The sequence below is a fragment of the Empedobacter sp. GD03865 genome (assembly GCF_029840775.1).
Classification (GTDB): Bacteria; Bacteroidota; Bacteroidia; order Flavobacteriales; family Weeksellaceae; genus Empedobacter; species Empedobacter falsenii_B.
Map to the genome: position 1 here is coordinate 22786 of NZ_JAOCDF010000012.1, position 22622 is coordinate 45407.

The 22622-nt window shown below is 30.2% G+C and carries 30 protein-coding genes; 17 read left to right on the plus strand and 13 right to left on the minus strand.

Features of this window, described 5'->3' with window-relative positions:
• Positions 1 to 11: 11 nt before the first annotated feature.
• A complete protein-coding gene (locus tag N5D46_RS06415) occupies positions 12 to 305 on the minus strand; it encodes a DUF3861 domain-containing protein (protein WP_280037999.1) in 294 nt (97 codons plus the stop codon).
• A gap of 152 nt (positions 306 to 457) precedes the next feature.
• Positions 458 to 1183 (minus strand): GLPGLI family protein, encoded by a 726-nt coding sequence (locus N5D46_RS06420; protein WP_038335771.1) that lies wholly within the window; start codon positions 1181 to 1183, stop codon positions 458 to 460.
• A 192-nt stretch (positions 1184 to 1375) separates the two neighbouring features.
• On the opposite strand from N5D46_RS06420, the gene N5D46_RS06425 reads away from it, so the two are divergent.
• Both N5D46_RS06425 and N5D46_RS06430 read left to right on the plus strand, forming a co-directional pair.
• Positions 1376 to 1522 carry a hypothetical protein gene (locus N5D46_RS06425; RefSeq protein ID WP_280049505.1) on the plus strand — a complete coding sequence of 49 codons (147 nt, stop codon included), beginning with the start codon at positions 1376 to 1378 and terminating at the stop codon, positions 1520 to 1522.
• A gap of 39 nt (positions 1523 to 1561) precedes the next feature.
• A complete protein-coding gene (locus N5D46_RS06430) occupies positions 1562 to 1825 on the plus strand; it encodes a hypothetical protein (protein ID WP_280049506.1) in 264 nt (87 codons plus the stop codon).
• On the opposite strand, the gene N5D46_RS06435 is transcribed toward N5D46_RS06430, so the two are convergent.
• Together N5D46_RS06435 and N5D46_RS06440 are read right to left on the minus strand one after the other, a co-directional pair.
• On the minus strand, positions 1822 to 2268 hold the full coding sequence (locus tag N5D46_RS06435; protein ID WP_147279982.1) for a hypothetical protein: 447 nt from the start codon (positions 2266 to 2268) through the stop codon (positions 1822 to 1824). The genes N5D46_RS06430 and N5D46_RS06435 overlap by 4 nt on opposite strands.
• A 23-nt stretch (positions 2269 to 2291) precedes the next feature.
• Complete coding sequence (locus N5D46_RS06440) at positions 2292 to 2774, minus strand: hypothetical protein (protein WP_280049508.1); 483 nt, start codon at positions 2772 to 2774, stop codon at positions 2292 to 2294.
• A 175-nt stretch (positions 2775 to 2949) separates the two neighbouring features.
• Between N5D46_RS06440 and N5D46_RS06445 the strand changes: the two genes are divergently transcribed.
• A complete protein-coding gene (locus tag N5D46_RS06445) occupies positions 2950 to 3111 on the plus strand; it encodes a hypothetical protein (protein WP_280049509.1) in 162 nt (53 codons plus the stop codon).
• A 189-nt stretch (positions 3112 to 3300) separates the two neighbouring features.
• A complete protein-coding gene (locus tag N5D46_RS06450) occupies positions 3301 to 3645 on the plus strand; it encodes a hypothetical protein (RefSeq protein WP_115000272.1) in 345 nt (114 codons plus the stop codon).
• A 55-nt stretch (positions 3646 to 3700) separates the two neighbouring features.
• Here N5D46_RS06450 and N5D46_RS06455 read toward each other — a convergent pair whose 3' ends face one another.
• Positions 3701 to 3922 carry a heavy-metal-associated domain-containing protein gene (locus N5D46_RS06455; RefSeq protein ID WP_038335762.1) on the minus strand — a complete coding sequence of 74 codons (222 nt, stop codon included), beginning with the start codon at positions 3920 to 3922 and terminating at the stop codon, positions 3701 to 3703.
• A 150-nt stretch (positions 3923 to 4072) separates the two neighbouring features.
• On the opposite strand from N5D46_RS06455, the gene N5D46_RS06460 reads away from it, so the two are divergent.
• Positions 4073 to 5395 (plus strand): solute carrier family 23 protein, encoded by a 1323-nt coding sequence (locus N5D46_RS06460; protein WP_280049510.1) that lies wholly within the window; start codon positions 4073 to 4075, stop codon positions 5393 to 5395.
• Between the two features lie 107 nt (positions 5396 to 5502).
• On the opposite strand, the gene N5D46_RS06465 is transcribed toward N5D46_RS06460, so the two are convergent.
• The gene (locus N5D46_RS06465) at positions 5503 to 6552 is read right to left on the minus strand and encodes a 2Fe-2S iron-sulfur cluster-binding protein (protein WP_280049512.1); all 1050 of its coding nucleotides are present in this window, start codon (positions 6550 to 6552) and stop codon (positions 5503 to 5505) included.
• Between the two features lie 99 nt (positions 6553 to 6651).
• Here N5D46_RS06465 and N5D46_RS06470 point away from each other — a divergent pair, with 99 nt between their 5' ends.
• The gene (locus N5D46_RS06470; RefSeq protein ID WP_038335760.1) at positions 6652 to 7017 is read left to right on the plus strand and encodes a methylglyoxal synthase; all 366 of its coding nucleotides are present in this window, start codon (positions 6652 to 6654) and stop codon (positions 7015 to 7017) included.
• A 110-nt stretch (positions 7018 to 7127) separates the two neighbouring features.
• Positions 7128 to 7523: a hypothetical protein gene (locus tag N5D46_RS06475; protein WP_125349351.1), complete on the plus strand. Its 396-nt coding sequence runs from the start codon at positions 7128 to 7130 to the stop codon at positions 7521 to 7523.
• Positions 7524 to 7576: 53 nt separating this feature from the next.
• Here N5D46_RS06475 and N5D46_RS06480 read toward each other — a convergent pair whose 3' ends face one another.
• From N5D46_RS06480 to N5D46_RS06490, 3 genes are all read right to left on the minus strand, one after another.
• Positions 7577 to 8008: a hypothetical protein gene (locus N5D46_RS06480; RefSeq protein ID WP_125349350.1), complete on the minus strand. Its 432-nt coding sequence runs from the start codon at positions 8006 to 8008 to the stop codon at positions 7577 to 7579.
• A 94-nt stretch (positions 8009 to 8102) separates the two neighbouring features.
• The gene (locus N5D46_RS06485) at positions 8103 to 8759 is read right to left on the minus strand and encodes an NAD(P)H-binding protein (RefSeq protein ID WP_280049514.1); all 657 of its coding nucleotides are present in this window, start codon (positions 8757 to 8759) and stop codon (positions 8103 to 8105) included.
• A gap of 53 nt (positions 8760 to 8812) precedes the next feature.
• On the minus strand, positions 8813 to 9220 hold the full coding sequence (locus tag N5D46_RS06490; protein ID WP_221854439.1) for an Rrf2 family transcriptional regulator: 408 nt from the start codon (positions 9218 to 9220) through the stop codon (positions 8813 to 8815).
• A 108-nt stretch (positions 9221 to 9328) separates the two neighbouring features.
• Here N5D46_RS06490 and N5D46_RS06495 point away from each other — a divergent pair, with 108 nt between their 5' ends.
• The 5 genes from N5D46_RS06495 (at position 9329) to N5D46_RS06515 (ending at position 13810) form a co-directional block, all read left to right on the plus strand.
• Positions 9329 to 9904, plus strand: a complete 576-nt coding sequence (locus tag N5D46_RS06495) for a Crp/Fnr family transcriptional regulator (RefSeq protein ID WP_115000276.1) — start codon at positions 9329 to 9331, stop codon at positions 9902 to 9904.
• Complete coding sequence (locus tag N5D46_RS06500) at positions 9897 to 10496, plus strand: hypothetical protein (protein ID WP_219035245.1); 600 nt, start codon at positions 9897 to 9899, stop codon at positions 10494 to 10496. The genes N5D46_RS06495 and N5D46_RS06500 overlap by 8 nt, the downstream gene beginning before the upstream one ends.
• 80 nt (positions 10497 to 10576) lie before the next feature.
• Positions 10577 to 11332 (plus strand): DUF4241 domain-containing protein, encoded by a 756-nt coding sequence (locus tag N5D46_RS06505; RefSeq protein WP_125349346.1) that lies wholly within the window; start codon positions 10577 to 10579, stop codon positions 11330 to 11332.
• 423 nt (positions 11333 to 11755) lie between these two features.
• Positions 11756 to 13438 (plus strand): RluA family pseudouridine synthase, encoded by a 1683-nt coding sequence (locus tag N5D46_RS06510; RefSeq protein ID WP_280049517.1) that lies wholly within the window; start codon positions 11756 to 11758, stop codon positions 13436 to 13438.
• A gap of 21 nt (positions 13439 to 13459) precedes the next feature.
• A complete protein-coding gene (locus N5D46_RS06515) occupies positions 13460 to 13810 on the plus strand; it encodes a hypothetical protein (RefSeq protein WP_219035247.1) in 351 nt (116 codons plus the stop codon).
• Between the two features lie 65 nt (positions 13811 to 13875).
• On the opposite strand, the gene rimO is transcribed toward N5D46_RS06515, so the two are convergent.
• The 4 genes from rimO to N5D46_RS06535 all read right to left on the minus strand — a co-directional run bounded on the left by rimO (position 13876) and on the right by N5D46_RS06535 (position 18179).
• Positions 13876 to 15180 carry a 30S ribosomal protein S12 methylthiotransferase RimO gene (gene rimO, locus N5D46_RS06520; RefSeq protein WP_280049519.1) on the minus strand — a complete coding sequence of 435 codons (1305 nt, stop codon included), beginning with the start codon at positions 15178 to 15180 and terminating at the stop codon, positions 13876 to 13878.
• Positions 15181 to 15537: 357 nt separating this feature from the next.
• The gene (locus N5D46_RS06525; protein WP_280049520.1) at positions 15538 to 16575 is read right to left on the minus strand and encodes a glycosyltransferase; all 1038 of its coding nucleotides are present in this window, start codon (positions 16573 to 16575) and stop codon (positions 15538 to 15540) included.
• A gap of 6 nt (positions 16576 to 16581) precedes the next feature.
• Positions 16582 to 17016: a DUF2750 domain-containing protein gene (locus N5D46_RS06530; RefSeq protein ID WP_280049521.1), complete on the minus strand. Its 435-nt coding sequence runs from the start codon at positions 17014 to 17016 to the stop codon at positions 16582 to 16584.
• A 5-nt stretch (positions 17017 to 17021) separates the two neighbouring features.
• Positions 17022 to 18179 (minus strand): class I SAM-dependent RNA methyltransferase, encoded by a 1158-nt coding sequence (locus N5D46_RS06535; protein WP_280049536.1) that lies wholly within the window; start codon positions 18177 to 18179, stop codon positions 17022 to 17024.
• Positions 18180 to 18277: 98 nt separating this feature from the next.
• Here N5D46_RS06535 and N5D46_RS06540 point away from each other — a divergent pair, with 98 nt between their 5' ends.
• The 5 genes from N5D46_RS06540 to N5D46_RS06560 all read left to right on the plus strand — a co-directional run bounded on the left by N5D46_RS06540 (position 18278) and on the right by N5D46_RS06560 (position 22616).
• Positions 18278 to 18751 (plus strand): DUF4265 domain-containing protein, encoded by a 474-nt coding sequence (locus N5D46_RS06540; RefSeq protein ID WP_038331503.1) that lies wholly within the window; start codon positions 18278 to 18280, stop codon positions 18749 to 18751.
• A 98-nt stretch (positions 18752 to 18849) separates the two neighbouring features.
• Positions 18850 to 20631, plus strand: a complete 1782-nt coding sequence (locus tag N5D46_RS06545) for an aminopeptidase P family protein (RefSeq protein WP_280049522.1) — start codon at positions 18850 to 18852, stop codon at positions 20629 to 20631.
• A gap of 166 nt (positions 20632 to 20797) precedes the next feature.
• The gene (locus N5D46_RS06550) at positions 20798 to 21175 is read left to right on the plus strand and encodes a transcriptional repressor (protein ID WP_280049523.1); all 378 of its coding nucleotides are present in this window, start codon (positions 20798 to 20800) and stop codon (positions 21173 to 21175) included.
• Entirely contained in the window at positions 21166 to 21912 is a 747-nt protein-coding gene (locus N5D46_RS06555; protein ID WP_038331749.1) for a class I SAM-dependent methyltransferase, read from the plus strand. The genes N5D46_RS06550 and N5D46_RS06555 overlap by 10 nt, the downstream gene beginning before the upstream one ends.
• Positions 21909 to 22616 carry a ZIP family metal transporter gene (locus N5D46_RS06560; RefSeq protein ID WP_038331492.1) on the plus strand — a complete coding sequence of 236 codons (708 nt, stop codon included), beginning with the start codon at positions 21909 to 21911 and terminating at the stop codon, positions 22614 to 22616. The genes N5D46_RS06555 and N5D46_RS06560 overlap by 4 nt, the downstream gene beginning before the upstream one ends.
• Positions 22617 to 22622 lie beyond the last annotated feature (6 nt).

The window sequence follows — 22622 nt, forward strand, 5'->3', positions numbered from 1 at the left end:
CTTTTTTTACTTTAATTTTCTTTCAATTTAGGCATAAAAACTTTTATCGCAGGAAGTAAATCCTCAAAAATTGGATTGTTTTTATTCTTCATAACCACTTCCAAAAACAACTTTAAACCTATTGCAAATTCTACTGATTGATTTTCATTTTCGAACGGATTTTTAGATTTTATCATTTCAATAATCTTAAAAATCTCATCATGATTCATAAAATCTAAAACGATTGGAGCCTGTAATGGTGCATCTTTGTCTAATAATTCGGTCTGTTCTAACGTTAATTTGTAGTGATTTCCTTTCTTTGTCATATATCTAATTTTTCCAAAAGTAACAGATTAGAATTATCAAAAATTAAAATGATTATTCGTTTAATTGATTGATTAAATCAATAATATTTATTCAAAAAAAGAGTCACATTTCTGCAACTCTTCTATTGTTATTTATCAACTCCCTGATTTACTTACTTATGACGTTCATTCATTACTTTCATTTCCGCCATAAATTCTTTGTCTGTCACAACTTTTCCTTTTGTTGGAAAAGTAATTACAATATCTTTATCCAGAATTTCGATTTCTTTCATCGTAAAAACAGCCTTGAATTCATCTGTTGACATTTCTGCTTTCATAATTAAGCCTGGTAAATTAGCATAACGATAAGGACCATCTCTATAAGGTAAACTCGTTGTATACCATGCAATCACCTCTCTTCCTTCCTCATCTATTCCAACTGCTTTTGTCGCATTGTAACCTGCTATTTCTGTTTTTTCTTTTGTGATTTTCCATTGATAATCAAAAATTTTATCTTTAATCAAAAAGGTTTTCACTCCAAAATCTTTCACATTATAAAATTCATTTTTTTCATAATCTTTATATTGTGGATTTGCTTCTGCAGCAATAATCATTTGCGCAATAGAATTATCATTAGATTGATTATTATCAATTTTAATTTCAGGTTTGAAAGAAGACATTTTTCCATTACTTTCCAAAACAAATTTCACCGAAATTCCGCGATCTATTTCACTTTTGAAACTCGCTTGATACGCAGCAGGAATACTATTTTTAACTTTATCGAAATCTAAAATAAAATCTGTGTTGTAGATTACTTTTATGTTCTCCTTTTTAGCTTGTGCAAACGAAGCAATACAAGAAATAGTCGTAAAACATACCGAAAATAAAAGTTTTTTCATGTTATAATAATTTATGGTTTTGTTAATTTCAAAAGTAAAGAATCAAATGAGATGAATTTGTTAAATACGACACAATAAATCATATCAGATTCATAAAATCTAATTAGAAAATTTAACAATTTCCTAAAGTTGAGAATCATATAAATTGAACGAATAAATATTACTTTTAAAATATATTGACAACCAAAATTTATGAAATTACAAAAAGGAATTACAGGTTTTGACGCCACTCCTAATTATACAATAGAAGATTTAGAGAAAATTCTGAAAGAAATTAATTATCCATTTATCAAGACAGAAATTGTTCTGAAAGCGAATGATTCTTCTAACTTTTATTAAATCAAAATCAATCATCAAAAGACAAAACAAGAACTTTATTTGATTGTAAATTCTACTTATTTAATCTTTGCTTGTGTCGAAAAAAATAGATGTTTCGATTTGAAATTTATTGACTTTCCTGTTGAATTAATTTCACAATTAAAAGCCGAAGTAAACTCAAGTTTGATCCTTCTAAATCCAAAAGAATTAAACAAAAAAGTAGAAGTTTCTGATTTAGAATTATTAGGAGATACTGAAATTAAACAGATCAATTATTGGAAAAGTAAAACACTGGGAGAGATTGTTTTCAATTGTTTTGATTAAACTTTTCGTTTAATAATTTTCTTACGTTTTCTTTTCTTAAAAATAATTCGAATTAGACGATAACCATATGTTACCTTTTTATTTTTTGTGATAATAGGAAATGCCATTGTGCACATCAACGAAATGCAAGCCGTTGTACCTAATGCACCTCCATAACCATTGAAAATTTTGCTCGTATAATGCAATAAAACTGCAAATAAAATTGGAGAAAAAACTAACGAAAAATAACTGATATTTATGGTTGATGATACCATTCCAATGAAAGTTCCGCCAATTACATACAACGGAATATTTTTGGTATAAAACTCTGGTAAAATTGTTGGAAAAAAATAGAAAAATCCACCGACAATCATTGCAATCATTGCAGAGGCACGAACTGGACCTTGTTTGAAACGAATGTTTAATTCATATGTTGTTAATGAAGCAATTATTGAAAACATCATTAATATTAAAAATTCAATAATCATTAGCCAATAATTAATTTAAACAACAACATACTCAACAAAACGCCTATAAATGCTAATGTTCCTAGCTTTCCACCCACACCAACAAATAAAGATTTTGTAGCAAAAAATAACAAGGCAGTAAAAACTCCAGCCGAAATAATCATCCAATAAACATACTGAAAATCAAGCGAAGTCATCCCAATGAAAGCACCACAATAAATTGGTCCTGCAATTTGTTTTAGATATTCTGAACGAGAATTAAACTTCGTTAAAAAAGAACCTAAAGTTCCTATAATTCCTGCAGAAAAAACACCGCCTAAACCTAATTTATTATTGATCAAATATGTAATTATTGCTGCAATAGGAATCCATAAAACCAAAGTTTTACGATCAAAAGAATATTCGTGATGATGCAGTGGAAACTTGCGGTAAACAATTAGCAATAAAGCACAAATCGCAACAATAATATATGGCACAACATAATGTTCTATTCGCTCGTTCATTATCGCAAATAGAAACAAAAACTGAATTACAAAAATAATTAGTATGGTGACAAATTTTATGATGCGTTTGGTTTGCACAATTATTTTTTGAAGTTGCAAAGTTAGTGACTCGTTCTAACAAAATAGAATAATTTTTATCAGTAAAGTTGTAAAATTTCTTAAATTTAAGAACAATATGAAAACACTAGAAAATTTAAAATATCCGATTGGAAAATTTGAAATTCCAACATCATTTAATAAAGAATCTATTGAACAATGGATTTCAATAATTCGTGAATTTCCACAAAAAATTCAGAATGAAATCACCTCTCTTTCAGAACCTAAATTCGAACAATAATATCGTTCTGAAGGCTGCATCAACGTTGGGTTACTTTGTTAAATTCTTTTGTTGAAAGTGATTGGGACAAAAAATTTCGTCATCAGTAAACAAATCTTGCAATTTATGCTTGGCATTGTAGTCATCATTTGGCGCATATACAGCAAGCTAAGAAAAGTTAATGTATCTTTGCTCAACATTTTATAGCCCATGAAATACATCAATTATTTTCTATTATTTTTATCTACAATCATTAGTATTTTTCTGTTTTTTGTAAGCGCTAATCAAATTGAAGTTGTTCCGAATAAAAATGAAGGTTATAAAGGTGAACAAATTATGCTCATTGAAAAATCGAACGATATACAGTTTGTGAAAAATATAGCTGAAACTTCGGTAGATAAATATGATGGAATGTACAATCAATTATCTGATTTTGCAGCAAAAATGAATACGTGGATTATTTTATTATTTATTCTTCAACTTGCTATGGGCGTACTTTTCTTTCTACAATTTCGAAAAAATAAAAAATCTCAAGTCAACACAAGATTAACTTGAGATTATATTGACTTAAACTATCACAAAAAATAAGTCATTCTACCTAAAAAAATATCTATTCCTCAATTAATTCAGCTGAAAAACCAACTTCCTCAATTGTATCAATAATTTCTTCGTCTGTTGCTTGATTAATTTTTACAGACAAAACTTTGTCTGGATTATCAGTATCAACTTCCCAAGCTTCTAAACCATCTAACTTATCTAAAAAAGGTTTCACTTTGCTCACGCAACCACTACAATTTATATTTGTTTTGAATTTTAATTCTTTTGTTTCCATAATTCATTGATTTTTGTATTACAAATTTCGCAAGAATTGGTACAAAATCATTTACAAGATTTCGCTAAATAGTTATATGATTTCTATACTTATTAATCGTTTTGAGCTACTTTTGCATTCAAACAAAACAATTTTCAATTTCTTTTACAAATGAGTCAACAAAATGACCAAAGTATTATCTTAGCTATCGACGAAAAACCGAAGTTAGGACAAGGTATATTATTAAGTATACAGCATCTTTTTGCAATGTTTGGTGCAACAGTTTTAGTTCCTGCTTTGACAGGAATGTCTCCAGCAATTGCATTAATTTCGAGCGGAATCGGAACTTTAGTTTTCATCTTAATTACGCGAGGAAAAGTCCCTTCTTACCTTGGTTCTTCATTTGCTTTTATCAATCCAATTATCGCAATGAAAGCTTTAGAAGCAAACCCAGAAAGTGGAATTGCGACAGGAAGTTTCTTGGTTGGTAGTTTTTTAGTTGGAGTTACCTATTCATTGGTCGCACTCTTTATAGCAACGGCTGGAACAAAATGGTTAATGAAACTTTTACCTCCTATTGTTGTTGGTCCAGTAATTATGGTAATTGGTCTTGGATTAGCTTCTACAGCAATCAAAATGGTAACGAATAATCCTTCTGGTGAATATGATTTAACCTATGTTACAATTGGTTTTGTTACCTTAATTATCACGATAATTACAGCAATTTTCAGTAAAGGTTTTTTGAGTGTAATTCCAGTTTTGGTCGGAATTATTGGTGGATATCTTTTTGCAATTACAATGGGAGTTGTCGACCTAAATCCTGTTATAGAAGCTAAATGGTTTATGATTCCAGATTTTACCATTCCTTTTGTAGATTACACACCAACTTTGTCTTGGTATGTTATTTTCTTAATGATTCCGGTTGCAATTGTACCAATCGCAGAACATATCGGGCATCAATTAGTTTTGAGTAAAGTCGTGAATAGAGATTTAATTGAAGATCCAGGTTTAGACCGATCTATGTTAGGTGACGGAATTGCAACAATGATTGCCGCTTGTTTAGGTGGGCCTCCAAACACGACGTATGGCGAGAATATTGGTGTTTTAGCTATTACAAGAGCTTTTAGTATTTATGTATTTATTGGAGCAGCTTGTTTTGCTATTTTATTTGGATTTTGTGGTAAAGTTTCAGCATTATTAAGTACAATTCCAACACCAGTTATGGGTGGCGTTTCTATTTTATTATTCGGAATTATTGCTTCGAGTGGTTTGAGAATGTTAATTGAAAATAAAGTTGATTTTAAGATAAAACGAAACCTAATCATTTCATCTGTTATCCTAATTATAGGAATTGGTGGTGCGGCAATTCACATCAGAGATTTATTTTCTTTAGAAGGAATGGCTTTGGCATCTATAATTGGAGTTGCTTTAAATTTAATTCTTCCGGGAAGAGAATTTGTCTCGTTCAAGGAAATGTTTGATGAGGAAAATTAAATAAAGATTTAGATGATAAAATTCTAATTCAAAGCGAACAAATATAAATCAAAAAGGCGAGCTGAATTCAGCTCGCCTTTTTGATTTAAAATATATTGTTCTTAAACTTAAACTTCATCAAAATCAATTGCTAAAGTAGCTGTTTTTGGACGAGAAATACACGCTAACGTCATTCCTTCTTCATAGTCAGAATCTGTTAATACATAGTTGTCTCCGATATGCACTTCGCCTTCCGTTATCTTACACATACAAGACGAACAGACACCACCTTTACATGAATAAGGCGCATCAATACCAGCGTCTAACATTGTATCAATCAAATTTTTTCCTCTATCCCAAGTCACTTCAGAAGTTTCTCCATCAAGTGTTACAGTAACTTGAACCGTTTGAGGTCCTTCGTCATGTTTTGTAAAAATATCTTCTGTTTTCACTGAAGGATTAAACATTTCGAAATGAATATGTTTCTCGATAATTCCCGCTTCATTGATTTTCTTCGCTAAAGTCAAAATCATTTCTTCTGGTCCACAAACCATTGCTTCATCTACTTCGTTGATATCAATAATTTGATTCAAGATTAAATCAAATTTCTTCTCATCAATTCGTCCATTGTAAATGAAATTCTCCTGATCTTGGCGCGTATAAAAATGATGAATGAAAACATTGTTTGGATATTTTTGTTTTAATTCTGTCAAACGCTCTTTGAACATGATTGAGTTCTCGTCTCTATTTACATAAAAAATATGAAAATTTACCCATTCTTCAGTCTGCAATGTAAACTCCAACATACTCATAATTGGCGTGATTCCACTACCCGCTGTAAAAGCTAATAACGTACGTTTTTCGTTTGGTTTTGTAGGAATAGAAAAACGTCCACTTGGCGTAGAAACTTCTAATTGATCACCAACTTTTAGTTCATTTACTAAATAAGAAGAAATCTTTCCATTTGGTTGAGATTTAACCCCAATGCTCCATTTTTTATCTTTAGGAGATTCACATAAAGAGTAATCTCTTCGTTCTCCATTAATATTAAGAGTGATATATTGTCCAGGTAAAAAATTGTATTCTTCGTGTAATTCCTCAGGAACATCAAACGAAATTTGAACAGCATCAGCCGTTAATTTTACAATTTCTTTTACCGTTAATAAATTAAATTTCATAGTCGTATACTATTTATAATTCTGAAAACAACTCGTTATTTAAGATTGTTCTGCTAACTTTGTACAAAAGTAATATTTTAGATTAAATAGAAAAAATATATGGAAATAGCATTGATCGCTCATGATGGAAAAAAAGCTGAAATGGTCAATTTTTTAATGAAACATAAAGAAGCTTTAAACAATAATAATATCACATTTATCGCAACAGGAACGACAGGAAAGTATGCGGAGCAAACTGGACTAAAAGTTACGCGCTATCTATCTGGTCCTCTTGGTGGTGACGCGCAAATTGCTGCTCGAGTTGTAGAAGGAAAAACAGATATGGTTTTCTTTTTTAGAGATCCGATGGGAAAACATCCGCACGAACCAGATGTAAATATGTTATTGAGACTGTGCGATGTACACAATATTCCATTAGCTACAAACCCAGCGACAGCAGAAATGTTATTGGATCATTTAAAATAATTTTTCTTAAGCTAATCTTAAGTTTATTCTTATTGTTTTGGATGATAATTTGTTTAATATTGAATAGAAATTTTAACTGAATATAAATAACAATTCAAAACAAAATCACTATGAATTTAATTAAAAAAACAGCTATCGCGCTTAGCTTATTTGCATTTACTGGATCTACTGTAGCATTTGCTCAAACTAAAACTCCAACTAAAACTGCTAAAACAGAAATGGCAAAAACAAAGGCTACAACTGATAAAAAAGTAACAGAAACAAAAAAGGATGTAAAAGCAACTACAACTAAGAAAACTGATGCAACTGCTAAAACAGTCAATGACAAAAAAGTAGCTTCAGAAAAAAAAGTGGAGAAAACGACTACTCCAAAAAAAGAAACAAAAACGACTGTAGCTAAAACAACTACTGCAGGGACTTACAATGGACACAAAGTTTATGTAGGACCAAAAGGTGGAAAATACTATATCAACGATAACGGAAATAAAACGTATATCAAACAATAGTTTTTATCCTAATAAAAATAATAAAGGCTGTCTATTTGTTAGGACAGCCTTTTTTAAATTATATTTTTATAATATATATTTTCTGGATTTTGAGGATCGATTAAGATATCGACATCTTTTCCTTTTTTTAAAATCTCATTTGCATTAACATCTCCAAAATATTCAAACTCTGTATAGTAAATTTTCTCATTATTAGGATGTTTATAAAAGACTTCAACTATATAATCTGGCAAATGATTTTCTCCTAATAAACCTCTTTTTATTTCAATAATATGTGCTTTTACTTTTACTCCTTTATTTAATAATCTTGAATGATTTAGGTAATCAAATAAATTGACGAAACCTAAATACCCCATAAACAAACTACAGAACAGAAAAACTACTCCAAGTAGTTGATTAAAAAATACACCAAGATTTAGAAAAGAGCATATTAGAACAAATCCTAAACTTAGGATTAAACTTCCTATTGCGATTGACAATTTCATTATTCTTGTATTTGTTATCTGTTTTTCACAAACCGTACCAAAAACAAAAAATTGTCCTATAAAAATAATTTTATTGTAAATTTACTCAAATATCTTAATAAGCTGCTGTAAATCTGCTTTTTATATGATTTGCATTTTCTATTTCATCTGCAATCACCACTGCAACATCTTCCACAGACAAAATACTACGCCCTTCTGCATTGAAAACTGGTACATCATTGCCTAAACGATATGTTCGTTTTCGCTCTCCAGATGTTCCTTGATGCATTTCTGGCGCTGGAGAAAACATTGTCCAATCCAACTCATTATCTTGTTTCAAGATATTATAATAATCTCTCGCTGCCAAAGCGCCTTGTTTTATTTGTTCAGGAAAATCTGGTGTGTCTACAATTTGTAATTCTTTTTGATCATTCACATACAAACTTCCCGCTCCACCAATAACAATCAAACGCTTTACACCAGCTAATTTAGTTGCTTCTTCAATTGCTTTTGCACCTTTCAAATAATCCTCATAAATATTTGGATTTGCCCAACCTGCATTAAATGCACTTACAACTACATCAGCACCTTTCAAATCTGTCGCCAAAGCCTGTACATCGTTTACATCTAACGCCACTTTTGCTACATTTTTACTATCTAAAACCTTGTCAGTATTTCGTGCAAATGCTTTGATAGATTGATTTCTATTTACCAATTCTTCTACGATATGTGAGCCTACAAAACCTGTTGCTCCAATTACTGCTACTCTCATTTTATTTAATTTTATATTGTAATTAATTTTGTTACATTTAAAGATAAAAAATTTTACTGAAATTCATCAGAAAATTGTTTTAAAGTTTTATGATTTAACGATTTAATTAAATCTGATTCAGCATTATCAAATAATCTTTCAAGATTGTCATTCATTTGTTTACCAACTGGACATTCTGGATTGGTATGATTCATTCGTCCAAAAACATTTTCTTGATTGACAATTTTATACACATCACCTAATAAAATATCAGCAGAATTTTTAACTAAATAAATTCCTCCTTCTTTACCTTTTTTCGAATCGATAAAACCTGCTTCTTTCAAGAATTTTATTTCACGACGAACCACAACAGGGTTCACATTAATACTTCCAGCAATAAAATCAGAAGTAATTAATTGTCCTTTAAATTTTTCAGTCAAAACTAAAATATGAATCGCCGTTGCAAATCTTAAATTATTCATTTCTCTAAATCGATGGGACAAATTTAGTACAAAATTTTCAATTGTAACAAATATTGATACAATTTTATTGATTAATTTCTCTTAAATTTGTTGCACATTCCTATACATATGGAAAATTATAAAAAACATTTATCAAATATTATTGATCTCACAGAAGAACAATGGGCAGAAATTGAAAAATTTCTGGTAGTAAAACACATCAAAAAGAATGAATTTATTTTAGAACCTGGCGAATATTCCGAAGATTATTTTTTTGTTGAATCTGGTGTTATTCGTTCTTATACAATAGATGAAAACGGAAAAGAACATGTTTTACAATTCGGAACAGAAAATTGGATTGTAAGTGATAGAAATAGTGCTTTTTGTAAGCAACAATCAAAGTTTTATATTCAAGCAATAGAAGATTCTACCGTTATTTTATTGAATGAAAAATTAAATAATCTAATCACTCGATTAAATCCAAATTATTTAGCTGCTCAAAATAAATTAATTCAAAATCATGTGCGCAGTTTACAAGATCGTATTAATTTATTACTTGGTGCATCTGCAAAGACTCGTTATTTAGAATTTATGCGTCTTTATCCCAACCAACTTTCTCGCATACCACAATGGATGATCGCCTCATATTTAGGCATCACACCCGAAAGTTTAAGTAGAGTTCGTAAAGAAATAGCACATGGATAGTTATAGTTTTGAAATTTTTGTACCAGAAAAACCTAAAAAAAATAATAAACAAATTGCGAAAGTAATCTTATCATTTCTCGCCGTTACTGTAATTAGTTTTGTGTTTTTGGAGCTGAAAGTTTTTAAAAATCAAACGTATTATTACATTTTTATTGGGCTTTTAGCTACTGCTGTTGCTTATTGGAATGGTTATTTTAAAAGACCTACTACAGAATTGAAAGGTAATTTTGATGGAAAATTGACATTTACAAAAGATACAATTTCTGTAAAGGATCAAACTTTTTCAATCAACGATTTATTTTCTATTGTCATTGATAATGAAGATTACAAAGGAAAAGCTGTAAAAGAATTTGGTGAGTTCGAAAACCCAGAAGGTTCGCACGGAATTAGTAATTTAATTACATTAAAAACAAAAGATAATCAATTTGTTGAAGCTTATTTTTTACAAAAATCATTAAATGAATTTTCTAAAATCGAATCATTTTTAATTCAATATTACAAAAACAATTTACTTTCTGAAGATGATTTAATTTCGATCATGCATTTAGAATATGATATTGATAAGAACGAGTTGAGAAAAAAATTAAGATAATTTAATTTTTCACTAACATATAAAAGTTAAGCTAGTCTCATTATTTAATGTAATTTTGTACCACTTAAAAACAATAATTTATGCAACCAACAGCAGAATGGTTAAAAACTTGGGAATCTAAAAGAGAATTCACTTTAGCTCCTAATGATTTAGAAAAATATTTTACAGATAAAGAAATTGGAGGTGTAGAAATCGACCAAATTGAAATGGGAGAAGTTTCTTTACCGTCTGGAAAAATCTTTGTGAATGATCCTTTGGGTGAATATTTATCAATGGACAAAGATCCTTATTTCCTTGAAACGCCAAAAGGTAATTTTCCTGTAACTGCAAGCATCGTAAAATTTGAAGACGATGGTGATGTTGAGAATTTGATTGGTTGTATCAAAGTTGCTTTTACAAACGAAAAACCTGTTCGTTATGAAGAAGCAATGAAAGGAATTGAGTTGATTGATGAATTACAAGAAGGAGAATATTTTGGTTTTTCTATCGAAAGTGGTTTAGCAACAATTGTTGATGCAGAAGCAAAAGATTCTTTTGTAAAGTTTATTGATGAATTCGAAAGTAAAGGTGATGTAAATTTATATGATGATTATTTCAATGCATTATTTGTAGAAAACGCTAAAAATAATCCGAAATATCAATCAGAAGAAGGAGATTGGATCAATTGGACAATTCCAAATACAGAATTCAAATCGCCAATTTTTCAAGCTGGTTTTGGTGAAGGAATTTATCCTGCTTACTTTGGATACAATGAAAAAGGAGAAATTATTGCATTTTATATTCAATTCATCGATGCTGAATTAGAAGATTCAGAAGATGATGATGAGTGGTTGTAATTAATTTTTTCGATCAAATAAAATTTAAAATCCTTCAAGAAATTGAGGGATTTTTTTGTTTAAAAATATGCATATTAACGTATTGTATATCATATTAAACAGAATGAGAAAACTAATATTTTTTATAATGATTCTATCCACTACTTTTATTTGGAATATGATACAATAGAATATATAAGAATTCATAAATCAAAATTTCTTAATGAAAATAAAAGTGCTATCAAAAACTATGATAACTTACCTGCAAAATTTAGTCTCTATAAATACAAAAATCCAGAGAATAAAAATAGTTATAAGTTTCAAAATGAATATAAAATATCTGAAAAATTGAAAGATAATTGGTATTTATTGGAACGAATTGAGTAATACAATTTCAAAATTTATTGCTTAAACTGTATCTTTGCATCGATTTTAAAGAAGCAAATGTCCAATTATTTTCAATATTTTAAACAACCAATTACAACATACGAACTTCCTAAAAAGTTTGATTATCCATTTTATTATGAACCAACTGAAATTGCAAAACAAGCATGCAAAGAGGTACAAGAATACTTGGAAAATCAAACCGATTTTGAACATAATTTTGGTTTAGAAAATGATCTATCTTCTACTCCAATTGGTAAAATGTTTGGTGTTTTAATTGTTCGAAATCAAAAGAATGAAGTAGGATATTTAGCGGCAGTTTCAGGTAAATTGGCTAATACTAATCAGCACAAATTTTTTGTTCCACCTATTTTTGATATGTTGAATAAAAATGGTTTTTTCTTAGAACAAGAAGAACGTCTGAATGAAATCAATCGTATTTTAGAATCATTAGAAAATGATCAAAACTATTTACAAGTTAAAGAAGATTTTATTCAATTTGAAATCAATTCTAAATTAAAAATTGAAGAAGGAAAACAACTTTTAAAATCAAATAAAAAAGATAGAAAATCTCAACGCGAAACAATTTCATCAACTTTATCTGAAGAAGAAATTCAATTTTTTGAAGAAGATTTAATCAAACAAAGTTTACGTGATAAATATGAATTCAGAGTTTTGAGTGAAAAACTTGATGCTGAAAAACAACTTTTATTAAACAAAATAAATGTTTTTGAGACTGAAATCAATTCATTAAAAGAAGAACGAAAAATAAAATCTAATTCACTTCAAAATCAATTGTTTAATCAATATCAATTCTTGAATAAGTTTAAGCAAGAAAAAGGATTATTAGAAATTTTTTCAACAACTGTATTTCAACAACCTCCAGCTGCTGCTGGTGAATGTGCTGCACCCAAATTATTGCAATATGCATTTCAAAATGATTTAGAACCAATTTGTATGGCTGAGTTTTGGTGGGGAGATTCGCCAAAATCTGAGGTTAGAAAACATGGTCAATTTTATCCAGCTTGTACAGGAAAATGTGAGCCTATTTTAGGACATATGTTGCAAGGAATTGAACTGAATGAAAACTTATTGTTGAAGCAAAATTCAACTGTTGAAGAGTTAGAAATTTTATATCAAGATAATGATTTGGTTGTCATCAATAAACCAGAAGAGTTTCTTTCTGTTCCTGGAATTGAGATTAAAGATTCTGTTTATCTTAGAATTAAACATCAATTTCCATTGGCAACAGGTCCAATTATTGTTCATCGTTTGGATATGTCAACTTCTGGAATTCTTGTTTTGGCGTTAAATAAAGAAAGTCATAAACTTCTTCAACAACAATTCATTAAACGTAAAGTTCAGAAACGCTACATTGCACTTTTAGATGGAAATGTTGAGCGCGATAATGGTTTTATAGATTTACCTTTACGTGTGGATTTGGACGATAGACCGAGACAAATGGTTTGTTATGAACATGGAAAAACGGCGCAGACAAAGTATGAAGTCATTGCAAGAAAAGACAATAAAACGCTTGTCTATTTTTATCCAATTACTGGTCGTACACATCAATTACGCATGCATGCTTCGCATCGTTTAGGACTAAATGCGGCAATTATTGGTGATGATTTATATGGTACGAAAACAAATCGTTTACATTTACATGCCGAATCCTTAGAATTTACGCATCCGAAGACGAAAGAATTGATGAAATTTCAAGTAGATCCAAATTTTAATCTCTAATTTTGCGAAAGAATACAAAGAATGGAAAATAAAGATTTGACAATACGAGAAGTAATTTATCGCGATATGGATACGTTGATTATGGCAAAATTGAAAAACGGATCTAATATTTCGATAGATGATTTGATCGATATTTCTTCTTATTTAGCTGCAAGTTTGTTCCGTGAACGTTGGAAACAAAAAGGTGAGTTGAGCGAAGAAGAAGTGAATATCGTTTTAGGAAATTTAGGTGATTTTTGCAATGAACATTTTGGTGAATATTTTACACAACAAGATTTTGATAAAATTGTGAAAATCTCTCAATTATTGTTACAAAAACCTACGTTTGATAACGATTCGAAAGAATTTTTTGATGAAATATTGAAAAAATAAAGAAAAAAATTAAGCATAAAAAAACCACTTCATTTGAAGTGGTTTTTTGTTATATCTAAAATTGATTAATCAATTACTTTTCCAATTAAATCGAATTCGTAAGCTTCGATAATCTCTACATTTACAAAATCACCAACTGGTAAATAGGTATCAATTGCAGAAATCAAAACTTCATTATCAACATCTGGCGAATCATATTCTGTACGACCAATAAAATTCTCACCTTCTTTGCGATCAATCATTACTCTAAATTGTTTTCCAATTTTTTCTTGATTCAAATCGTACGAAATCTGAGATTGAATTTCCATAATCTCTTCAACACGTTGTTGTTTTACTTCTTCTGGAACATCATCTTCCAAATTATAAGCATGTGTATTTTCTTCGTGTGAATAAGTAAAACATCCCAGACGATCAAATTTTTGCTCTTGTACCCACGCTTTCATTTCTTGGAAATCTTCTTCGGTTTCACCTGGATAACCACAAATTAACGTTGTACGAATCGCCATATCAGGAACTTTTGTACGCATTGCATCTAACAAAGCATTTGTTTTTTCGTGTGTTGTACCACGACGCATTGATTTTAATAATTTTGTCGAAATATGTTGTAACGGAATATCGATATAATTACAAACTTTAGGTTCTTCGCGAATTACATCCAAAACATCTTCTGGGAAACCAGCTGGAAATGCGTAATGCAAACGAATCCATTCGATTCCTTCAATTTTCACTAACTCTCTTAATAAAGTCGCTAATTCACGTTTTTTATAAATATCTAATCCATAATACGTTAAATCTTGCGCAATCAAAATTAATTCTTTCGTTCCATTTTTTGCCAATTTAGTAGCTTCTGTAACTAAATCTTCGATTGGACGAGAAACATTTCCTCCACGCATCAAAGGAATTGCACAGAAAGAACAAGGGCGATCACAACCTTCTGCAATTTTAAGATAAGCATAATGACGAGGAGTTGTTGTTAAACGTTCTCCAACTAATTCGTGCTTGTAATCTGCTCCTAAAGCTTTTAACAATAATGGTAACTCGCGCGTACCAAAATATTGATCAACATTTGGAATTTGTTCAACTAAATCTGGTTTATATCGCTCTGACAAACATCCTGTCACGAAAACTTTTTCTACCAAACCATCTTCCTTACGTTGCACATAATCTAAAATTGTATCAACACTTTCTTCCTTTGCATTATCAATGAAACCACAAGTATTAATCACTACAATTTCCCCAGATTGTTCATGTACAACCTCTTTCCCATTGGCTTTTAGCTGTCCCATTAACACCTCAGAATCGTATACATTTTTAGAACATCCTAACGTAATTACATTAATTTTCTTTTTTCCAGTCGATTTTGTACGCATTACTCTAATTTAAGTCTGCAAAATTACGAAATATTTGAGAGAACTAACCGAAAAGATTGAATGGAACAAGTATAAATAGTTAAAATAAAAAATTTTAAACTCAAATAACTTTAAATAGAATAGATTTCTTTACAACTAACTATTTTAGAAAATTAATCAACTATTACTTTATTATCATTAATAATAATTATTAAAATTAATTTTAACTAATTGATTAACAAAATATAACAAATTATTTATAGTTTAATTTCAACAATAAATGTTAAATTTGAGCTTATTAGTATTTTAAGTTAGATGTCAAAGCAATGCTTTGAAATTAAGAAGGTCAAGAGAAATCTTGACCTTTATTTTTTATATTTAATCGATATGATAATGACTCGGAAATGCCTTTTTAGGATTTTGTTTGAGAATATTCAACCTGAATTGACTTTCTAAAAATCCGTAACCATAATTGAAAAATTGAATTAAAGTTGTTTGAATTGTTAATAAACCTACAACCGCAGATTTGAAACGAATTGTAGAGAAAATAAAAATCAAAAACATATAAATTAGCCACAAAACAAACGGAATTTGTAGAATAAATTGATGTTTCGGAAGAATAAAACTCAACAATAAAAGTAGAAACGCAACTAAAGTTCCGACAAAAAATATACTCGGAAACCAAAAAGTTGGTTTGATATAATTTGGATGACGTTGATTTAGAATTGGACGCCCAACTCCAAATTGATAGACTTGTTTTGCAAATTTCTTTAACGAAGTTCTACGTTTATGAATCACTTTCGAATCTTGAAATAATCGTGTTTCAAAACCATTTTCCCATAAACGCAGCGATAAATCTGGATCTTCTCCAACGCGTAAATCCGCAAAACCACCTGTTTTTTCGTAGGCTTTTCGAGAAATTCCCATGTTGAAACTACGCGGCTGAAATTTACCAATTTGTTTTTTTCCTCCACGGATTCCTCCTGTTGTCAAAAAAGAAGTCATCGAAAATGTAATCGCTTTTTGCAAATCTGTAAACGAATCATCTGCATCATCTGGACCACCAAAAGCATCAACAAAATTGCTTGTCAATTCTTTTTTAACCGATTCGATATAAGTCGAAGGAATAATCGTGTCAGAATCTAAGAAAATGAAATAATTTCCATTCGCTTTTTCCATTCCATAATTTCTCGATTTTCCTGGACCTGAATTTGTTTTGTAATAATAATGAAGATCTAATTGAGTTTCAAATTTAGCACAAACTGTATCCAATTTATTTTGAGAACCATCATCTACAATAATAATTTCGAATAACTTATCCGTTTGTTTCGCTAAACTTGACAATAATTCTGTCAATTCATCTTGACGTTCGTAAACGGCAATAATTATCGAAAGTTGCAAATCTTCTTTTTCCAAAATATATTATTGATTGAATGATTCTTTCAACTCTAATGTCACTTTCTGAATTTCATCTAAACTCTTAAAATGATTCAATTTGAAAGTTGATTTCGATTGATTCAATTCGTGAACAATTGCCAAAATTGTATCCAATGGACTTTGCTCCTCTCCTTTCGAAGTTTCGTCAAAATTAATTCCGACCAAAGAAACTTCTTCAATCATTCCAAACAACCATTCTTCTAAAAAAGTATTCAAATCTATCGAATCAATTATATGATTTGCCCATTGATTTTGTTTCGCTTTTTCAGCTAAATATGTATTCGACCAAAAACAAATAACCTCTAAATTAGAGCCATCTTCATACTCAAATTCCTCTGAATACGAAACTGCAAAACCTTCTTCCGAAGTTAAAAGATATACTTTTTGATCTTGACAAATTTCTTTTATAAATTGACTCACTTCTCTTAATTTTGATTTTTAGCTTTTTTACTTCCTTCGTACATTTCGTATTGTAAAAAGTCGCATTCTAACTTACCGTTAAACACTTTTACCTTTTTCGAAGGACGTAAACCGACATATTTTTTGGCTTGTAAATCTGATGTGATAAACCACGCCAATGTATTTGGATAACTCGATTTTAACGTGTCTCCAATTTGTTTATAAAATTCTTGGTTATTGTTTTCAATACGCTCATCATAAGGAGGATTGAACACCAATAAAACTGGGAATAATTCCTTTTTAGATGTAAAGAAATCTTGGTGACGAATTTCGATGAAATCTTCTAAATCAGCAGATTTTATATTCATCTGCGCAATTTTTACCATCATTGGAGAAATTTCGTATCCAACAATCTTATATTCAGATTCTTTGATTCGATTTAGACGCGTATTACGAATTTGTGTAAACAATGTTTCGTCATAATCTGGCCAATTCTGAAAAGCAAAATGCTTACGATGAATTTGTGGCGGAATATTATTTGCAATAATCGCCGCTTCAATCAACATTGTTCCCGAACCACACATTGGATCAAGATAATTTCCTTTTCCATCATAACCTGCTTGCAACAACAAACCTGCAGCTAAAACCTCATTAATTGGAGCTGGACCAGTTTCTTCGCGATAACCACGTTTGTGTAAAGATTCACCCGAAGAATCTAACGACAACGTTATTTTATCGTGCGAAATATGTAAATTGAAACGTACATCTGGAAAATCTTTATCGATACTTGGACGACGACCATTTTTTTCTTTGAATCGATCTACAATAGCATCTTTCACTTTAAGCGCTGCGTAATGTGAATGCGTAAAATAATCTGAATGAACAGTTGGATCAATCATAAAAGTTTGATCGACATTCAAATAATTTTCCCAATGGAATTTTTTGAATTTCTCGTACAATTGATGATCATTTTTCGCAGAAAACGAAAGAATTGGCTTCTGTATACGAAGTGCCGTACGCAAGCTATAATTTGCTTTGTACATAAAACCTAAATCGCCATTAAATTCAACCATTCGGTTTTGAATTTTAACATCTGCCGCACCCAACGCTTTTAATTCTTGCGCTAATATTTCTTCGAAACCAAAAAAGGTTTTCGCAATCATTCTGAAATTTTCCAAGGAAATAAAATTTTTACAAAAGTACGGGAAATAAAGGAAATTGAGAAAGGAATAATTGTTTTTCGATATTCTAAACTAATTTATATCTTAACAAAAAATATTTCATGGATCAAGAAACTAAATATGAAAAAATATTGGTTCGATATTATAGTAAGGTTTTAGAAGAAGAAATAGTTGAAACACTTTGGACAGAAACCATAGACAAAGAAAAAGGATTATATAAAATTGAAAATATTCCGTTCTATGGTCCATGTTTTTCAAGTGACGATATAGTATTTGCTGAATATGATAACGATGAAGAATGTTTGACTTTTAGAAAAGTAATTGAATTTTCTGGAAATTCGACAGTTCAAGTTATAATAATGAATGATGAAATTAATAGAGATGATATTAGAAATATTTTCAAGAATTTGAATTGTGAAAGTGAAGCGCTGAATGAAAAATACTTTGTTCTAGAAATTCCTTTAAAAATAAATTATAAATCTGTTTTTGATAAATTAATCGAATTACAAGAAAATGAATTTATTGCTTTTGCAGAACCTGTTTTATCAGAAAAACATCGTGATGAAACCAGATAATAATCTTAATAATATTTCTTAATTTCTATATTTTCCTTCATCGACATTCTTCGTACCTTTCGGCTATTAAAGTTTAATTTTTTAGAATTCGATATAAAATGGAAAAAATCACAGATCGTCTTTCAGCTTTGAGAGAGGTTATGAAACAAAATGGAGTTAGCGCAACAATTATTCCTGGAACAGATCCGCACGGAAGCGAATATTTACCAAATCGTTGGAAAGAGCGTACATGGATTTCAGGTTTCAATGGATCGGCTGGAACTGCAGTTGTTACGTTAGAAAAAGCAGCTGTTTGGACAGATTCGAGATATTTTATTCAGGCAGAAGATCAATTAAAAGACACGACTTTTGAGTTGATGAAAATGAGAATGCCAGAAACTCCTTCTATCAACGAATGGATTATTTCTCAATTAAAAGAAGGAGAAGTTGTTGGTCTTAATCCGCAAATGTTTGCGCACAATGCTTTTGCAGAAAATTATAACGAGTTTTCATTCAATCAACTTTCAGTTAAAAATATTGATTTAATTGATTTAGCTTGGCAAGATCGTCCTGCTTTACCAGAGAATCCATTCTATATTTATGATGTAAAATTTGCTGGAAAATCTGCTTCAGAAAAAATTTCGGAAGTACGCAATGAGATGAAAAAAGCGAATACAAATATGTATATCATGAATTCGTTGGATGAAATTGCGTGGTTATTTAATATTCGTGGAAATGATGTTAACTATAATCCATTGACAATTTCGTATGCTGCTGTAGATACAGAAAATGCGTATTTATTTATAGATGAAGCGAAAGTAACTCCAGAAACAAAAACTGCTTTAGCAAATGAAGGAATTACAATTCAACCTTATTTAACGATTTATGATTATTTAAAGAAACAAAACGAAAAATCGCATGTATTGGTAGATGGAAATCGAATTAATCAATCGTTATACGAAGCAATTTCTACTTCTTCAACTATTAATTTAGCTGCTTCTCCAGTAACAAACTTAAAATCGGTTAAAAATGAAATCGAGCAAGAAGGTTTCAGAAATGCTATGGTAAAAGATGGCGTTGCATTGACTAAATTTTTCATCTGGTTAGAAGAAAATATCGACAATAATATTAATGAAGTTACAGTTGATGAGCAATTGAAATTTTTCCGTTTGCAACAGGAAAATTGTAAAGGTGCAAGTTTCGGAACAATCTGTGGTTACGCAGACCACGGCGCAATGAACCACTACTCTGCTTCGCCTGAAACTGCTTATACATTAGGTCGAAAAGAAATGTTGTTAATCGATTCTGGAGCTCAGTTTTTGGAAGGAACAACAGATATTACGCGCACATTGATGTTAGGAGAACCAACAGCGCAACAAAAAACAGATTACACCTTAGTTCTTAAAGGAAATATTGGTTTATCGAAAGCTATTTTTCCTATTAATTCTCGTGGTTCTTTGTTAGATGTTTTATCTCGTAAAGCGCTTTGGGAAAAGGGCTTCAATTACGGACATGGAACTGGACATGGTGTTGGTCATTTCTTATGTGTACACGAAGGACCACAAAGTATTCGTTTAGAAGAAAATTTAACACCACTAAAAGCCGGAATGGTACTTTCTAACGAGCCTGGTTTGTATCGCGATGGTGAATACGGAATCAGAATCGAAAATTTAATGATTGTACAACCTGCAATGTCTACTCAGTTTGGTGATTTCTTAAAATTTGAGATTATTACAGTTTTCCCAATTGAGAAAAATTTGATTGATGTTAATTTAATGACAAACGAAGAAATTGCATGGTTGAATAATTATCATCAATTTGTTTTCGAGAAAATTTCTCCATTCTTAGATGAGAAAGAAACAACTTGGTTAAAAGAAAAATGTGAGGCTATTTCTAAGTAAATTTAATTTCAACAAAAAGTCATTCTAAATTCGTTTCAGAATCAGACATAAAAAAATAAGAAACTGAAAATAAATTCAGCTAGACAAAAAAATCCTATTCGAAAGTGAATAGGATTTTTTTATTTCTCAGAATTATCTTATTATTGCAACATATTTGCATTAAGAAATGAAAAGACGAAATACACCAACCAAACAAGCGGTTATTGATTTGTTCAATTCGTGTACGACTGCATTAAATCAGGAACAAATTGAAACGCAATTGCAAGGAAAAATGGACAGAGCAACGATTTATCGTATTCTGAATAATTTTTGCGAAGACGGAATGATGCATAAAGTTGTGGGAGATGATGGCGTAAATTATTTTGCCATGTGCAAGACGTGTTGTGAGCATACACAGCATCACCACGATCATTTTCATTTTCGTTGCACGACTTGCAATCAACTTATTTGCTTAAAAGAAGAAATAAAAATTAATTTACCCGAAGGATTTTCGATGCAAGATTGCAATTGCGTCATCACAGGAACTTGCTCAAATTGCCAATAATAACAACAATGGATTTACAATGGTTTGTGAAATGGTTTAACTCGCCATATTATCATATTTTATACAAGAACAGAAGCTTAACAGAAGCGGAAGATTTTATTCAAAAAATCACGAAATATTTACAACTTCCACAGTACGCAAAAGTGTTAGATTTAGCTTGTGGAAAGGGACGACATGCTATTACATTAAATAAATTAGGTTTTGATGTTTTGGGAATCGATTTATCTGAAGAAAGTATCAAGTACGCTAAACAATTTGAAAATGAATATTTAAAATTTGAAAAACATGATATGCGCGAAGTTTATCATCCAAACGAATTTGACGCGGTTTTCAATCTTTTTACAAGTTTTGGTTATTTTGAAAATTATGAAGATAATTTTAAAGTTTTTGAAGCTGTAAAACAACAAATAAAATCACATGGAATCTTTGTTTTAGATTATCTGAATGCAGAAAAAGTAGTTTCGACAATGATTCCTTATGAGGAAAAGCTGATTGATGGAATTTTATTCAAAATCACAAAATCTGTCGAAAATGGTTTTATCAAAAAAGAAATTGATTTCACAGATAAAGGCGAAATATTTCATTTTGAAGAGTTTGTTCGTTTAATTTATTTCAACGATTTCAAAAAAATATACGAAACAGAAGGTTTTATTTTAGATAAAGTATTTGGAAATTATAATCTCGATGCTTTTGATGAACAAACTTCTGACCGATTAATTCTAGTTTTAAACAAATGAAAGAAAGTCTAATCTTAATTTCAAGTGTGTTAATTGGAGTTTTATTTTCTCGAATATTACTCAAAAATAAACACAACTCAAAACTGCTACTAACCTTTAGTGGTGCGTATTTTTTGGCGATGACCGTTTTAGAAATTTTGCCACAAGTCTATGGACATCCATCCGAAAATCATAGCCATCATTCTATTGGATTGTTTGTTTTATTAGGTGTTGTTGTACAATATATTTTAGAAACGATCAGTAAAGGCGTTGAACACGGACATATTCATTTACACAAAAAAGAGCAATTTCCTTTCGGAATTTTTGGCGGATTATTTTTACACTCGATTATCGAAGGAATTCCTGTTGCAAATGCAGAATCTCACAATTTTATGTGGGCAATTTTTGTTCATAATATTCCAGTTTCAATGATTTTGTTTAGCGCATTATGTCAACATACAGAATCTAACGCAAAACGTTTTCTATTTATGGCTTTATTTGCTTTAGCAGCTCCATTTGGGTATTTCTTAGGAAAACATACCATTATTTCTAATTATTCTTTGGAAATGAGTGCAATTGTTTCGGGAATATTTTTACACATTTCTACAGTAATCTTATTTGAAAGTAATGAAGGACATAAATTTAATTTGAAGAAGTTTGGTTCTATTTTAGTCGGTTTTATTCTCGCTTATCTCACGGTTTCTATGCATGTGCATTCACATTAAAAATAT

Bases quoted from the DNA above. Each gene is read 5' to 3' on its own strand.
- N5D46_RS06415 (WP_280037999.1), bottom strand. From the start codon at position 305: ATGACAAAGAAAGGAAATCACTACAAATTAACGTTAGAACAGACCGAA.
- N5D46_RS06420 (WP_038335771.1), bottom strand. From the start codon at position 1,183: ATGAAAAAACTTTTATTTTCGGTATGTTTTACGACTATTTCTTGTATT.
- N5D46_RS06425 (WP_280049505.1), top strand. From the start codon at position 1,376: ATGAAATTACAAAAAGGAATTACAGGTTTTGACGCCACTCCTAATTAT.
- N5D46_RS06435 (WP_147279982.1), bottom strand. From the start codon at position 2,268: ATGATGTTTTCAATAATTGCTTCATTAACAACATATGAATTAAACATT.
- N5D46_RS06440 (WP_280049508.1), bottom strand. From the start codon at position 2,774: ATGAACGAGCGAATAGAACATTATGTTGTGCCATATATTATTGTTGCG.
- N5D46_RS06445 (WP_280049509.1), top strand. From the start codon at position 2,950: ATGAAAACACTAGAAAATTTAAAATATCCGATTGGAAAATTTGAAATT.
- N5D46_RS06450 (WP_115000272.1), top strand. From the start codon at position 3,301: ATGAAATACATCAATTATTTTCTATTATTTTTATCTACAATCATTAGT.
- N5D46_RS06455 (WP_038335762.1), bottom strand. From the start codon at position 3,922: ATGGAAACAAAAGAATTAAAATTCAAAACAAATATAAATTGTAGTGGT.
- N5D46_RS06460 (WP_280049510.1), top strand. From the start codon at position 4,073: ATGAGTCAACAAAATGACCAAAGTATTATCTTAGCTATCGACGAAAAA.
- N5D46_RS06465 (WP_280049512.1), bottom strand. From the start codon at position 6,552: ATGAAATTTAATTTATTAACGGTAAAAGAAATTGTAAAATTAACGGCT.
- N5D46_RS06470 (WP_038335760.1), top strand. From the start codon at position 6,652: ATGGAAATAGCATTGATCGCTCATGATGGAAAAAAAGCTGAAATGGTC.
- N5D46_RS06475 (WP_125349351.1), top strand. From the start codon at position 7,128: ATGAATTTAATTAAAAAAACAGCTATCGCGCTTAGCTTATTTGCATTT.
- N5D46_RS06480 (WP_125349350.1), bottom strand. From the start codon at position 8,008: ATGAAATTGTCAATCGCAATAGGAAGTTTAATCCTAAGTTTAGGATTT.
- N5D46_RS06485 (WP_280049514.1), bottom strand. From the start codon at position 8,759: ATGAGAGTAGCAGTAATTGGAGCAACAGGTTTTGTAGGCTCACATATC.
- N5D46_RS06490 (WP_221854439.1), bottom strand. From the start codon at position 9,220: ATGAATAATTTAAGATTTGCAACGGCGATTCATATTTTAGTTTTGACT.
- N5D46_RS06495 (WP_115000276.1), top strand. From the start codon at position 9,329: ATGGAAAATTATAAAAAACATTTATCAAATATTATTGATCTCACAGAA.
- N5D46_RS06500 (WP_219035245.1), top strand. From the start codon at position 9,897: ATGGATAGTTATAGTTTTGAAATTTTTGTACCAGAAAAACCTAAAAAA.
- N5D46_RS06505 (WP_125349346.1), top strand. From the start codon at position 10,577: ATGCAACCAACAGCAGAATGGTTAAAAACTTGGGAATCTAAAAGAGAA.
- N5D46_RS06510 (WP_280049517.1), top strand. From the start codon at position 11,756: ATGTCCAATTATTTTCAATATTTTAAACAACCAATTACAACATACGAA.
- N5D46_RS06515 (WP_219035247.1), top strand. From the start codon at position 13,460: ATGGAAAATAAAGATTTGACAATACGAGAAGTAATTTATCGCGATATG.
- rimO (WP_280049519.1), bottom strand. From the start codon at position 15,180: ATGCGTACAAAATCGACTGGAAAAAAGAAAATTAATGTAATTACGTTA.
- N5D46_RS06540 (WP_038331503.1), top strand. From the start codon at position 18,278: ATGGATCAAGAAACTAAATATGAAAAAATATTGGTTCGATATTATAGT.
- N5D46_RS06545 (WP_280049522.1), top strand. From the start codon at position 18,850: ATGGAAAAAATCACAGATCGTCTTTCAGCTTTGAGAGAGGTTATGAAA.
- N5D46_RS06550 (WP_280049523.1), top strand. From the start codon at position 20,798: ATGAAAAGACGAAATACACCAACCAAACAAGCGGTTATTGATTTGTTC.
- N5D46_RS06560 (WP_038331492.1), top strand. From the start codon at position 21,909: ATGAAAGAAAGTCTAATCTTAATTTCAAGTGTGTTAATTGGAGTTTTA.